The 12,636-nt window shown below is 63.7% G+C and carries 12 protein-coding genes; all 12 read right to left on the bottom strand.

The features are described 5' to 3' along the window. Window positions 1–24 precede the first annotated feature (24 nt). Genes AC0IZS_RS01030 through AC0IZS_RS01085 form a run of 12 tightly spaced genes read right to left on the bottom strand, consistent with a single transcriptional unit; the run spans window position 25 to window position 12,636 of the window. Window positions 25–1,500, bottom strand: a complete 1,476-nt coding sequence (locus tag AC0IZS_RS01030; RefSeq protein ID WP_471633945.1) for an NADH-quinone oxidoreductase subunit M — start codon at window positions 1,498–1,500, stop codon at window positions 25–27. A gap of 13 nt (window positions 1,501–1,513) precedes the next feature. Beyond that, complete coding sequence (gene nuoL / locus AC0IZS_RS01035; protein WP_471633946.1) at window positions 1,514–3,565, bottom strand: NADH-quinone oxidoreductase subunit L; 2,052 nt, start codon at window positions 3,563–3,565, stop codon at window positions 1,514–1,516. A 31-nt stretch (window positions 3,566–3,596) separates the two neighbouring features. Beyond that, window positions 3,597–3,905, bottom strand: a complete 309-nt coding sequence (gene nuoK, locus AC0IZS_RS01040; protein ID WP_005793248.1) for an NADH-quinone oxidoreductase subunit NuoK — start codon at window positions 3,903–3,905, stop codon at window positions 3,597–3,599. Further along, window positions 3,902–4,570 (bottom strand): NADH-quinone oxidoreductase subunit J, encoded by a 669-nt coding sequence (locus tag AC0IZS_RS01045; protein ID WP_471633947.1) that lies wholly within the window; start codon window positions 4,568–4,570, stop codon window positions 3,902–3,904. Before AC0IZS_RS01045 ends, nuoK begins: the two co-directional genes overlap by 4 nt. A gap of 53 nt (window positions 4,571–4,623) precedes the next feature. Beyond that, on the bottom strand, window positions 4,624–5,136 hold the full coding sequence (gene nuoI / locus AC0IZS_RS01050; RefSeq protein ID WP_121453038.1) for an NADH-quinone oxidoreductase subunit NuoI: 513 nt from the start codon (window positions 5,134–5,136) through the stop codon (window positions 4,624–4,626). A 12-nt stretch (window positions 5,137–5,148) separates the two neighbouring features. Further along, the gene (gene nuoH / locus AC0IZS_RS01055) at window positions 5,149–6,231 is read right to left on the bottom strand and encodes an NADH-quinone oxidoreductase subunit NuoH (RefSeq protein ID WP_322596011.1); all 1,083 of its coding nucleotides are present in this window, start codon (window positions 6,229–6,231) and stop codon (window positions 5,149–5,151) included. After that, a complete protein-coding gene (nuoG, locus tag AC0IZS_RS01060) occupies window positions 6,228–8,363 on the bottom strand; it encodes an NADH-quinone oxidoreductase subunit NuoG (protein WP_471633948.1) in 2,136 nt (711 codons plus the stop codon). Before nuoG ends, nuoH begins: the two co-directional genes overlap by 4 nt. Window positions 8,364–8,378: 15 nt before the next feature. Beyond that, on the bottom strand, window positions 8,379–9,737 hold the full coding sequence (nuoF, locus tag AC0IZS_RS01065) for an NADH-quinone oxidoreductase subunit NuoF (RefSeq protein WP_471633949.1): 1,359 nt from the start codon (window positions 9,735–9,737) through the stop codon (window positions 8,379–8,381). Then, the gene (gene nuoE, locus AC0IZS_RS01070) at window positions 9,734–10,261 is read right to left on the bottom strand and encodes an NADH-quinone oxidoreductase subunit NuoE (protein WP_471633950.1); all 528 of its coding nucleotides are present in this window, start codon (window positions 10,259–10,261) and stop codon (window positions 9,734–9,736) included. The genes nuoF and nuoE overlap by 4 nt, the downstream gene beginning before the upstream one ends. After that, on the bottom strand, window positions 10,258–11,511 hold the full coding sequence (locus AC0IZS_RS01075) for an NADH-quinone oxidoreductase subunit D (protein WP_471633951.1): 1,254 nt from the start codon (window positions 11,509–11,511) through the stop codon (window positions 10,258–10,260). The genes nuoE and AC0IZS_RS01075 overlap by 4 nt, the downstream gene beginning before the upstream one ends. Window positions 11,512–11,538: 27 nt before the next feature. Continuing rightward, window positions 11,539–12,147 (bottom strand): NADH-quinone oxidoreductase subunit C, encoded by a 609-nt coding sequence (locus AC0IZS_RS01080; protein WP_471633952.1) that lies wholly within the window; start codon window positions 12,145–12,147, stop codon window positions 11,539–11,541. 9 nt (window positions 12,148–12,156) lie between these two features. Then, on the bottom strand, window positions 12,157–12,636 hold the full coding sequence (locus tag AC0IZS_RS01085) for a NuoB/complex I 20 kDa subunit family protein (RefSeq protein WP_007849129.1): 480 nt from the start codon (window positions 12,634–12,636) through the stop codon (window positions 12,157–12,159).

Below are 12,636 nucleotides of genomic sequence, written 5' to 3' on the forward strand. Positions count from 1 at the left end.
CTCGAATCTCTCAGTTCAGTCTGGTCAGTTCAGCTTCGACAGTGCGACATGCTTGAGCAGTTCCGCGACCGAAGTGTCCATCACGTCCGTGAAGGGGCGTGGGTACAGGCCCATGGCCAGCACGGCAATCGCCAGCAGCGCCATCACGAGGAATTCGCGGCTGTTGATGTCGGTGAGCTCCTTGACGTGGTCGTTGGCCACCGGGCCCAGGTACACGCGCTTGAACATCCACAGGGTGTAGGCGGCGCCGAAGATCAGTGCCGTGGCCGAGGCCAGGCCGATCCAGAAGTTGGCCTTGACGGCACCCAGGATCACCATCCACTCGCCCACGAACCCGGCAGTGCCCGGCAGGCCGCAGTTGGCCATGGCGAACAGCAGCGCGAAGGCCGTGAAGTTGGGCATGGTGTTGACCACGCCGCCATAGGCCGCGATCTCGCGGGAATGCACGCGGTCGTACAGCACGCCGATGGACAGGAACATGGCGCCCGAAACAAAGCCGTGGGCAATCATCTGCACCAGGCCGCCGGAGACGCCCAGGTCGTTGAAGATGAAGAAGCCCAGGGTCACGAAGCCCATGTGCGCCACCGACGAATAGGCCACCAGTTTCTTCATGTCCTTCTGGACCATGGCCACCAGGCCGACGTAGATCACGGCGATCAGCGACAGCGTGATCATCAGCCACGCCCATTCGCGCGCGGCGTCGGGGGCAATGGGCATCGAGAAGCGCAGGAAACCGTAGGCACCCAGCTTGAGCATGATGGCCGCCAGCACGGCGGAGCCACCGGTGGGCGCCTCCACGTGTACGTCGGGCAGCCAGGTGTGGAACGGGAACATCGGCACCTTCACCGCGAACGCGGCGAAGAAGGCGAAGAACAGCAGAGTCTGGGCCGTGGAGCTCAGGGGCAGCTGGTGCCAGGTGGCAATGTCGAAGCTGCCGCCGGACTGGTTGTACAGGAAGATCAGTGCGATCAGCATCAAGAGCGAGCCGAGCAGCGTGTACAGGAAGAACTTGAACGCCGCGTAGATCTTGTTCGGGCCGCCCCAGATACCGATGATCAGGTACATCGGGATCAGCGTGGCCTCGAAGAACACGTAGAACAGGATGCCGTCGAGCGCGCTGAACACGCCGATCATCAGCCCCGAGAGGATCAGGAACGCGCCCATGTACTGGTTCACGCGCTCGGTGATGGCCTCCCACGAGGCGATCACCACGATCACCGTGATGAAGGCGGTGAGCGGCACGAACCAGAAGGAGATGCCGTCCACGCCCAGGTGGTAGTGCACGTTGAAGCGCTCGATCCACTCGAACTTTTCGACAAACTGCATGGCCGCCGTACCAAGCTTGAAGCCCTGGTACAGCGGAATGGTCACCAGGAAGCCGATCACCGACCCGAGCAGGGCCAACCAGCGCACGGCGGGAGCGTGCTCGTCGCGGCCGACCGCGAGCAGCAGCGCGCCGAAGGCGATCGGCACCCAGATTGCAAGACTCAACAGACCCATTTTGTTCTTTTCCTTATTTCTTGATGAGCTGCATGAAGAAATCGCCCCAGACGAACCACGTCATCAAGGCAAACACGCCCAGGATCATCACCAGGGCATAGTGGAAGATGAAGCCCGTCTGCACCCAGCGCACCACGCCGGAGACGCCGCGCACCAGCTTCCAGGAGCCATTGACCAGCGCACCGTCGATGATGGCCTGGTCGCCGCCCTTCCACAGGCCGGTACCCAGCGCCCGGGCACCGCGCGCCAGGATGTTCTCGTTGATCCAGTCGAGGTAGTACTTGTTCTCGAACAGGGTGTAGATCGGCATGCAGATGCGCTTGATGGCCGCCGGCAGGGCCGGGTTCACCATGTACATGTAGTACGACAGGGCCACACCGGCCACGGCCAGCCAGAACGGCGCGGTCTGCAGGCCATGCACGGCCATGGCCACGGGGCCGTGGAAGATCTCGGCCAGCTTGGCCATGGCGGGGTGCTTGGCCGCATCGACAAAGATCACGTCCTTGAAGAAGTCGCCGAACAGCATGGGCTGGATGAACAGGAAGCCCACCACCACCGAAGGAATCGCCAGCAGCACCAGCGGCACCGTCACCACCCAGGGGGACTCGTGCGGATCGTGGTGCTCGCCATGGCCGTGGCCATGGTCGTCGTGGTGCGCACCGTGGTGTGCATCGGGGTTCTGGTCGTAGCGTTCCTTGCCATGGAAGACCAGGAAGTACATGCGGAACGAGTAGAACGCCGTGACGAACACACCGGCCAGCACCGCGAAGTGCGCGAAGTGCGCAGCCGGCAGGTGGCTGAAATGCACCGCCTCGATGATGCTGTCCTTGGAATAGAAGCCCGCGAACAGGGGGGTGCCGATCAGCGCCAGAGAACCCAGCAGCGAGGTGATCCAGGTGATGGGCATGTACTTGCGCACGCCGCCCATCCAGCGGATGTCCTGGTTGTGGTGCATGCCCATGATGACCGAGCCGGCGCCGAGGAACAGCAGCGCCTTGAAGAAGGCGTGCGTCATCAGGTGGAACACGGCCACGGAATAAGCCGAGGCGCCCAGCGCCACCGTCATGTAACCGAGCTGGGACAGCGTGGAGTAGGCCACCACGCGCTTGATGTCGTTCTGGATGATGCCCAGGAAACCCATGAACAGCGCCGTGATGGAGCCGATGACCAGGATGAAGTTGAGCGCGGTGTCCGACAGCTCGAACAGCGGCGACATGCGCGAGACCATGAAGATGCCAGCGGTCACCATGGTGGCCGCGTGGATCAGTGCCGAGATGGGGGTCGGGCCTTCCATCGAATCGGGCAGCCAGACGTGCAGCGGGAACTGCGCGGACTTGCCCATGGCGCCGATGAACAGGCAGATGCAGATGACGGTGATCAGCAGCCACTCGGTGCCGGGGAAGATCATGCCGCCGAGCTCACCCGACTTGGCGAAAATCTCGCTGTAGTTGAGTGTGCCGGTGTAGGCAGCGATCAGGCCGATGCCCAGGATGAAGCCGAAGTCGCCCACGCGGTTGACCAGGAAGGCCTTCATGTTGGCGAAGATCGCCGTGGGCTTGTTGAACCAGAAGCCAATCAGCAGGTAGGACACCAGTCCCACGGCTTCCCAGCCGAAGAACAACTGCAGCAGGTTGTTGCTCATGACCAGCATGAGCATGGAGAACGTGAACAGCGAGATGTACGAGAAGAAGCGGTTGTAGCCCTCGTCCTCTTCCATGTAGCCGATGGTGTAGATGTGGACCATCAGCGACACAAAGGTCACCACCACCATCATCATGGCCGTGAGGCTGTCGATCAGGAAGCCCACCTCCATCTTCAGGCCGCCCACCACCATCCAGGTGTAGAGCGTCTCGTTGAAGCGTGCGCCATCGACCGCCACGCTCTTGAGCGTCATGGCCGACAGGATGAACGCCACCAGCACGCCCAGAATGGTCAGGGTGTGGCTCAGCCGGCGGCCGATCCAGTTGCCGCCGAAGGTCGTGCCGAAGATGCCGGCCAGCAGTGCGCCCGCCAGCGGTGCCAAAGGCACGGCCAGGAGCGTTGAAGCAGAGAGGGTTTGACTCATTCTTGAGAACCTTGGGAATACGGGTGGCTCATCAACCCTTGAGGGTGTTGAGGTCTTCCGCGTTGATGCTGGACTTGTTGCGGAACAGCAGCACCAGAATGGCCAGGCCGATGGCCGACTCGGCCGCGGCCACCGTCAGGATGAAGAACACGAACACCTGTCCATGCATGTCACCCAGGTAGTGCGAGAACGCCACGAAGTTCATGTTGACGGCCAGCAGCATCAGCTCGATGGCCATGAGCAGCACGATCAGGTTCTTGCGGTTCAGGAAAATGCCGATCACCGCCAGCGCGAACAGCATCGCGCCCAGCGAAAGAAAATGTCCCAGGGTCAATGTCATGGCTTCTTCTCCTCGGCGGCAGGCTCTGCCGGCACTTCGGGTGCGGGCTTTTGCGTGGCGGCGACCTTCACCACTTCCAGGCGGTCGGCAGCGCGCACGCGGATCTGCTGCGACGGGTTGATGGCCTTGCTGTCCTTGCGCTGGCGCAGGGTCAGGGCGATGGCGGCGATCATGGCCACCAGCAGGATCACGGCCGCGATTTCCACGGGGTACAGGTACTGGGTGTACAGCAGCTTGCCCAGTTCCTTGGTGTTGGAGTACTGCACCACCTTGCCGGCAGCGTCGAGCACCACCGCGGCGGCCTTGGGCTCTTCCATGCCACGGAAACCGCCCATCAGCACGGCGGCCATTTCCAGGGCGATCAGCGCGCCCACGAAGGCAGCGAGTGGGAAGTGCTTCCAGAAGCCCTTGCGCACGGTGTCGATGTGGATGTCCAGCATCATCACCACGAACAGGAACAGCACCATCACCGCGCCCAGGTACACCAGCACCAGGGCAATGGCCAGGAACTCGGCCTTGAGCAGCAGCCACACGGCCGCCGCCTGCGAGAAAGCCAGGATGAGGTACAGCACCGCATGCACGGGGTTGCGTGCGGTGATCACCCGGAAGGCTGCAAACAGCAGCACGACCGAGAAGAGGTAGAAGAAACCAGTCTTGGCGTCCATGAATCAGGTCTTTATAGAAAGTCTGGCGACGGGATGGATGGGATCGCGACCGCTCAGCGGTACTTGGCGTCCGCAGCCTTGGCTGCGGCAATCTCACCCTCGTACCGGTCACCAACGGCCAAAAGCATGTCCTTGGTGAAGTACAGGTCGCCACGCTTTTCGCCGTGGTATTCGAAGATGTGTGTCTCGACGATCGAATCGACCGGGCAGCTTTCTTCGCAGAAGCCGCAGAAGATGCACTTGGTCAGGTCGATGTCGTAGCGCGTGGTGCGGCGCGAGCCGTCGTCACGCACGTCGGATTCGATGGTGATCGCCATGGCGGGGCACACGGCCTCGCACAGCTTGCAGGCGATGCAGCGCTCTTCGCCGTTGTCGTAACGGCGCAGGGCATGCAGGCCGCGAAAGCGCGGCGATAGAGGTGTCTTCTCTTCGGGGAACTGCACGGTCACCTTGCGGCGAAACGCATAGCGGCCCGTCAGGGCCATGCCCTTGAGCAGCTCCACGAGCATGAAGCTCTTGAAGAAGTCCTTGAACGAGAAAGGTGCAGCAGCAGCAACAGCAGTCATGTGTGTCCCCGCTTATTTCCAGATGTTCCACGGCGAGAGCAACCACCCGCCGACGATGAGCAGCCACACCAGGGTGACCGGAATGAATATCTTCCAACCCAGGCGCATGATCTGGTCATAGCGGAAACGGGGGAAGGTGGCGCGGATCCAGATGAACATGGAGACCACGACGAAGGTCTTGATGCCCAGCCAGATCCAGCCCGGCACCCAGTTGAACAGCACGCTGTCGATGGGCGACAGCCAGCCGCCCAGGAACATCAGCGCCGCCAGGATGGACACCAGCCACATGCTGGCGTATTCGGCCAGGAAGAACACCGCAAAGCCCATGCCCGAGTACTCGACCATGTGGCCGGCCACGATTTCGGCTTCGCCTTCGACCACGTCGAAGGGGTGGCGGTTGGTCTCGGCCACGCCGGAGATCAGGTACACCAGGAAGATCGGCAGCAGCGGCAGCCAGTTCCAGGACAGGAAGGTCAGGCCCATGTTGGCGGCCATGCCGCGGGACTGGGACATCACGATCTCGGTCAGGTTCATGCTGCCCGACACCATGATCACCACCAGGAAGCAAAAGCCCATGGCGATTTCGTAGCTCACCATCTGTGCCGAGGCGCGCAGTGCGCCCAGGAAGGCGTACTTGGAGTTCGATGCCCAGCCGGCGATGATCACGCCATAGACTTCGATGGAGGTAATCGCCATCACCAGCAGCAGGCCGGCATTGACGTTGGCCAGGGCCACATCGGGGCCGAAGGGGATCGCTACCCAGGCGGCCAGCGCGGGCATGATGGCCATGAGCGGGCCCAGCACGAACAGGCCCTTGCTGGCGGCCGCAGGCTGGATGATTTCCTTGGTCATCAGCTTGAGGCCGTCGGCCAGCGGCTGCAGCAGGCCCATGGGGCCGACCCGGTTGGGGCCATGGCGCACCTGCATGAAACCGAGGAGCTTGCGCTCCCACAGCGTGAGGTAGGCCACTGCGCCCATCAGGGGCGCGACGATCACGACGATCTTGAGCAGGATCCACAGCACGGGCCAGGCCGCGCCCGTCCACCAGGCGAAGGGCAGGAGGTTCAGCCCGCCGTTGTACAGCGCGTCGATCATGCCGCCACTCCTTCACCGGCCGCCATGCGGGCATCGGCCGTCAATTGCAGCGAGGTGGCGCGGCGCACCAGGCCATCGAGTTGGTAGATGGAGGCCACTGCCGGCTCACCCACGGACGCCACCGCTTGCGGCACCTGGGCCACGGCATTGGACAGTTGCTCGGCCGGCAGCATGGCCAGCTTGCCCGCAGGGGCGTTGGTGGCACGGGCCAGCACGTCCTGCGAGGTCTCGAAGTCGAAACCGGGCACACCCAGCACATTGGCCAGCACGCGCAGCACCTTCCAGGCGGGACGCGTGTCGCCCAGCGGGCGCACCACGGCGTGGAAGCTCTGCAGGCGCCCTTCGGCGTTGACGAAGCTGCCCGAGGTTTCGGTGAACGGCGCGATGGGCAGCAGCACGTCGCTGATGTCCATGTTGGCCTTGAAAGGGCTCAGCGTCACGACCATCTGCGCCTGGCCGATGGCTGCGGCGGCTTGTGCGCCGTTGGCCGCGTCGAAAGCCGGTTCGGTGTTGAGCAGCAGCACGGCCTTGAGGCCGCCCGCCAGCATCTGGCCGGCGTTGAGGCCGCTGCCCACGGGATGGGCGCCAGCGAACTGGGCACCCACGGTGTTGGCGGCTTCGGTGAGGTAGCCGACGGTGGCGCCGGTCTGCTCGCCGATCCAGTTGGCCAGGGCCAGCAGCGCTGCGGCCTGGCCATGGTGCGCGGCGGCATTGCCCAGCAGCACGGCCTTGCGCTCACCACCCAGCAGCGAGCGGGCGATGGCCAGGCTGGCCTCGGTGGCCTGGGCTGCGCCAGCCGGCGCCGCCACGTTCTTTTCCTGGGCGACAGCCGAGGCGATGGAGCCGAGGGCCTGGACCCACTGGCTGGCGTCCTGCAGAAGCTGGTGCTTGATGGGCATGGCCCAGTCGCCGACGGAGGAGTCGACCACGCTCAGTTGGGCACCATGGCGCACGGCATGGCGCACGCGCAGGGCGAACAGCGGATGGTCCTTGCGCAGGTTGGAGCCCAACACCAGCACGCGTTGCAGCGTGGACAGGGAAGCGATGGACGTGCCGAGCCAGCGGATGCCTTCGGGCGCCGCGAACTCGGCGTTGCGCAGGCGGTAGTCGATGCTGTCGCTGCCCAGGCCGCGCACCAGGGCGGAGGCCAGGTACAGCTCTTCGAGCGTGCTGTGCGGGCTGACCAGGGCGCCGATGCTGTTGGCGCCGTGGTCGTTCTTGATGTTCTTGAGGCCATTGGCCACGTACTCCAGCGCGGTCTGCCAGTCGACGGTCTTCCAGACTCCGCCCTGCTTGAGCATGGGCGCTGTCAGGCGTTCGTCGCTGTTGAGCGATTCGTACGAGAAGCGGTCGCGGTCGGCGATCCAGCATTCGTTGACGGCTTCGTTCTCGAACGGCACCACGCGCATGACCTTGTGGTTCTTGACCTGCACGATGAGGTTGGCACCGGTGGAGTCGTGCGGGCTGACCGAGCGGCGGCGCGACAGTTCCCAGGTGCGGGCGCTGTAGCGGAACGGCTTGCTCGTGAGCGCGCCCACGGGGCAGATGTCGATCATGTTGCCCGACAGCTCGGAATCGATGGTATCGCCCACCACAGTGGTGATCTCGGAGTGCTCGCCGCGGTGGATCATGCCGAGCTCCATCACGCCGGCCACTTCCTGGCCGAAGCGCACGCAGCGGGTGCAGTGGATGCAGCGGCTCATCTCTTCCATGGAGATCAGCGGGCCCACGTCCTTGTGGAAGACCACCCGCTTTTCTTCCTCGTAGCGCGAGGAGGAACCGCCGTAGCCCACGGCCAGATCCTGCAGCTGGCACTCGCCGCCCTGGTCGCAGATGGGGCAGTCCAGCGGGTGGTTGATGAGCAGGAATTCCATGACCGACTGCTGGGCCTTGATGGCCTTGTCGCTCTTGGTGCGCACGATCATGCCCTGCGTCACCGGCGTGGCGCAGGCGGGCATGGGCTTGGGTGCCTTTTCCACGTCCACCAGGCACATGCGGCAGTTGGCGGCAATGGACAGCTTCTTGTGGTAACAGAAATGGGGAATGTAGGTGCCGGCCTTTTCGGCTGCATGCATCACCATGCAGCCTTCGGCGACTTCTACCTTCTGCCCGTCGAGTTCGATTTCAACCATATGCGTTTCTCGCGATCAGGCGGAGGCGGAAGCCTGGGGGGTCTTCTCTTGGCGGATCAGCGCTTCGAATTCCGGACGGAAGTGCTTGATCATGGCACGCACCGGCATGGCCGCTGCGTCACCCAGGGCGCAGATGGTGCGCCCCTGGATGTTGTCTGCCACCGAATTGAGCAGGTTCAGGTCGCCATCGCGCCCCTGGCCATGCTGGATCCGATCGATCACGCGCCACATCCAGCCCGTGCCTTCGCGGCACGGCGTACACTGGCCGCAGGACTCGTGCGAATAGAAATAGGACAGGCGCAGCAGGCTCTCGACCATGCTGCGGGAGTCGTCCATCACGATGACGGCGCCCGAGCCCAGCATCGAGCCGGCCTTGGCGATGGAGTCGTAGTCCAGCGTGCATTCCATGATGATGGAAGCCGGCAGCACCGGGGAGGACGAGCCGCCGGGGATCACCGCCTTGAGCTGGCGGCCCTTGCGCACGCCACCGGCGAGTTCGAGCAGCTTGGCGAACGGCGTGCCCATGGGCACTTCGTAGTTGCCGGGCTTTTCCACGTCACCCGAGACCGAGAAGATCTTGGTGCCGCCGTTGTTGGGCTTGCCGCATTCGAGGTAGGCCTGGCCGCCATTGCGGATGATCCATGGCACGGCCGCGAAGGTCTCGGTGTTGTTGATGGTGGTGGGCTTGCCGTACAGGCCGAAGCTGGCCGGGAACGGCGGCTTGAAGCGCGGCTGGCCCTTCTTGCCTTCGAGCGATTCGAGCAACGCGGTCTCTTCGCCGCAGATGTAGGCGCCAAAGCCGTGCGCCGCATGCAGCTGGAAGCTGAAGTTGCTGCCCAGGATCTTGTCGCCCAGGTAGCCGGCGGCGCGTGCCTCTTCGAGCGCTTCTTCAAAACGGTCGTAGGTCTGGAAGATTTCGCCGTGGATGTAGTTGTAGCCCACGGAGATGCCCATCGCGTAGGCCGCGATGATCATGCCTTCGATGACGATGTGCGGGTTGAACTGCAGGATGTCGCGGTCCTTGCAGGTGCCCGGCTCGCCTTCATCGGAGTTGCACACCAGGTACTTCTGACCAGGGAACGAGCGGGGCATGAAGCTCCACTTGAGGCCGGTGGGGAAACCCGCGCCGCCGCGGCCACGCAGGCCCGATTCCTTGACGGTGGCGATCACCTGGTCCTGGGTGAGGCCAGCGCCTTCGCCCTGGGCCAGGATCTTGCGCAGCGCTTCGTAGCCGCCGCGCGCTTCGTAATCCTTGATGCTCCAGTTCGTGCCGTCCAGGCCCGCATAGATCTGCGGGTTGATGTGGCGGTCGTGGAAGCAGGTCTGGACGCCCGTGGCCTGGAACTGCGAGAGGATCTGTGCAGCGGTGGTCATGCTTGTCCTTCCGCAGCCTTGAGGCCGTCCACGAGCTGGTCGAGCTTGTCGTTGTCCATGAAGCTGCACATGGTGCGGTCGTTGACCAGCATCACGGGCGCATCGGCGCAGGCGCCCAGGCATTCGCACTGCTGCAGCGTGAACAGGCCGTCCGGCGTGGTCTCGCCCATGGTCACGCCCAGCTTCTTCTCGAGGTGGTGCAGCGCCTTCTGGCCGTCACGCAGCTGGCAAGGCAGGTTGGTGCAGACGTTGAGCTTGTACTTGCCCGTCGGCTGCTGGTTGTACATGTTGTAGAACGTGGTGACTTCATGCACCGCGATCTGGGCCATGCCCAGGTAGTCGGCGATCACGGCCTCGCTCTCGCGGCTGACCCAGCCCTGCTCCTGCTGCACGATGGACAGGCAGGCCATCACGGCCGACTGTTTCTGCTCGGGCGGGTACTTGGCCACTTCGCGCGCAAAGCGGGCGAGCGTCGCCTCGGTGATGGCGCCAGCGGTCTGGTTCTTCGCTTCGGTATTACTCATCGGTCAATCTCCCCGAACACGATATCCATGGTGCCGATGATGGCCACGGCGTCGGCGATCATGTGGCCGCGCGCCATCTCATCGAGCGTGGCCAGATGCGCAAAGCCGGGCGCACGGATCTTCAGGCGGTAGGGCTTGTTGGCGCCGTCGCTGACCAGGTAGATGCCGAACTCGCCCTTGGGGTGCTCCACGGCGGCATAGGCCTCGCCCTCGGGCACGTGGAAACCTTCGGTGAAGAGCTTGAAATGGTGGATCAGCTCCTCCATGTTCGACTTCATGGATTCACGATCGGGCGCAGCCACCTTGTGGTTGTCGGTAATGACAGGACCCGGATTGGCGCGCAGCCAGTCCACGCACTGCTTGATGATGCGATTGGATTCGCGCATCTCCTGCACACGCACGAGGTAGCGGTCATAGCAGTCGCCCGTCTTGCCCACCGGAATGTCGAAGTCCATGCGGTCGTAGACGTCGTAGGGCTGGGTCTTGCGCAGGTCCCATGCGATGCCGGAGCCGCGGATCATCGGGCCGGTCATGCCCAGGTTCAGCGCGCGCTCGGGCGGCACCACGCCGATGCCCACGGTGCGCTGCTTCCAGATGCGGTTGTCGGTGAGCAGGGTCTCGTACTCGTCCACGCAGCCGGGGAAGCGCTGCGTGAAGTCATCGATGAAGTCGAGCAGCGAACCCTTGCGGTTCTGGTTCATGGCCTCCAGGGCCTTGGCGTTCTTGATCTTGCTGACCTTGTACTGCGGCATGGAGTCCGGCAGGTCGCGGTAGACGCCGCCCGGACGGAAGTACGCCGCGTGCATGCGCGCGCCGGAGACGGCTTCGTACATGTCGAACAGGTCTTCGCGCTCGCGGAAGGTGTAGATCAGGATGGTGGAGCTGCCGCAGTCGTTGCCGTGCGAGCCAAGCCACATCAGGTGGTTCAGCAGGCGCGTGATTTCGGAGAACATCACGCGGATGTACTGCGCGCGCTCGGGCACTTCCAGGCCCAGCAGCTTCTCGATGGCCAGGCAGTAGGCGTGCTCGTTGCACATCATCGACACGTAGTCCAGGCGGTCCATGTAGGGCAGCGACTGGATGTAGGTCTTGTGCTCGGCCAGCTTTTCGGTGGCACGGTGCAGCAGGCCAATGTGCGGGTCGGCGCGCTGGACGACTTCGCCGTCGAGCTCCAGCACCAGGCGCAACACGCCGTGCGCTGCAGGGTGCTGCGGTCCGAAGTTCAGGGAATAGTTCTTGATTTCAGCCATGGTGGGTCACGTGGGGCGCAGGGCGCCTTAGTGCAGGCCTCCGTACTTGTCTTCGCGGATGATGCGCGGCGTAATCTCGCGCGGCTCGATCGAAACGGGCTCGTAGACCACCCGGCGTTGCTCTGCGTCGTAGCGCATCTCGACGTGGCCGGACAGCGGGAAGTCCTTGCGGAAGGGGTGGCCGATGAAGCCGTAATCGGTCAGGATGCGGCGCAGGTCGTTGTGGCCGTCAAACACGATGCCAAACAGATCGAACGCTTCGCGCTCGTACCAGTTGGCCGAGTTCCACAGATCGGCGACGGAGGCCACGACCGGGAAATCGTCATCCGCGCAGAACACCTTGACGCGCAGGCGCTGGTTCAGGCTGACGGACAGCAGGTGCGACACCACGCAGTAGCGCGCGCCTTCGTTGACCTCGTCGGCGTAGGCCGAGTAGTCCACGCCGCACAGATCGATCAGTTGCTCGAACTGGCAGCCGGGCGCATCGCGCAGCTGCTGCATGGCAGCGAGGTAGTCGGCGGGGGAGACTTCGACGGTGACCTCACCGAGGGCCACGTGGATCTTGCGGACCTTGTCGCCCAGCACGGCAGCGACGGTGTCCTGGATTTTTTCAGGGCGAATGGCAACAGATGTCATCGTCAACCCTCAGACGCGCGCAATGGTGTTGGTGCGGCGGATCTTCTGCTGCAACTGGATGATGCCGTAGATCAGCGCTTCGGCCGTGGGCGGGCAGCCCGGCACGTAGACATCCACGGGCACGATGCGGTCGCAACCGCGCACCACGGAATAGCTGTAGTGGTAGTAACCACCGCCGTTGGCGCACGAGCCCATCGACAGCACCCAGCGGGGCTCCGACATCTGGTCGTACACCTTGCGCAGCGCAGGCGCCATCTTGTTGCACAGCGTGCCAGCCACGATCATCAGATCGGACTGGCGGGGGCTGGCACGGAACACCTCGGCGCCAAAGCGGCCGATGTCGTAACGCGCGGCCGCCGCATGCATCATTTCGACAGCGCAGCAGGCCAGACCAAAGGTCATGGGCCACAACGAGCCGGTCTTGGCCCAATTCACCACGGAGTCATAGCTCGTGGTGATGAAGCCTTCCTTCATCACGCCTTCAATCAT

Source organism: Acidovorax sp. AC410, from assembly GCF_979253235.1.

Excerpts from the sequence above, each read along its gene's own strand:
- nuoK (WP_005793248.1), bottom strand. The coding sequence starts at position 3,905 with ATGACATTGACCCTGGGACATTTTCTTTCGCTGGGCGCGATGCTGTTC.
- nuoI (WP_121453038.1), bottom strand. The coding sequence starts at position 5,136 with ATGACTGCTGTTGCTGCTGCTGCACCTTTCTCGTTCAAGGACTTCTTC.
- AC0IZS_RS01045 (WP_471633947.1), bottom strand. The coding sequence starts at position 4,570 with ATGGACGCCAAGACTGGTTTCTTCTACCTCTTCTCGGTCGTGCTGCTG.
- nuoF (WP_471633949.1), bottom strand. The coding sequence starts at position 9,737 with ATGACCACCGCTGCACAGATCCTCTCGCAGTTCCAGGCCACGGGCGTC.
- AC0IZS_RS01075 (WP_471633951.1), bottom strand. The coding sequence starts at position 11,511 with ATGGCTGAAATCAAGAACTATTCCCTGAACTTCGGACCGCAGCACCCT.
- AC0IZS_RS01085 (WP_007849129.1), bottom strand. The coding sequence starts at position 12,636 with ATGATTGAAGGCGTGATGAAGGAAGGCTTCATCACCACGAGCTATGAC.
- nuoE (WP_471633950.1), bottom strand. The coding sequence starts at position 10,261 with ATGAGTAATACCGAAGCGAAGAACCAGACCGCTGGCGCCATCACCGAG.
- nuoH (WP_322596011.1), bottom strand. The coding sequence starts at position 6,231 with ATGATCGACGCGCTGTACAACGGCGGGCTGAACCTCCTGCCCTTCGCC.
- AC0IZS_RS01080 (WP_471633952.1), bottom strand. The coding sequence starts at position 12,147 with ATGACATCTGTTGCCATTCGCCCTGAAAAAATCCAGGACACCGTCGCT.
- nuoG (WP_471633948.1), bottom strand. The coding sequence starts at position 8,363 with ATGGTTGAAATCGAACTCGACGGGCAGAAGGTAGAAGTCGCCGAAGGC.
- nuoL (WP_471633946.1), bottom strand. The coding sequence starts at position 3,565 with ATGAGTCAAACCCTCTCTGCTTCAACGCTCCTGGCCGTGCCTTTGGCA.
- AC0IZS_RS01030 (WP_471633945.1), bottom strand. The coding sequence starts at position 1,500 with ATGGGTCTGTTGAGTCTTGCAATCTGGGTGCCGATCGCCTTCGGCGCG.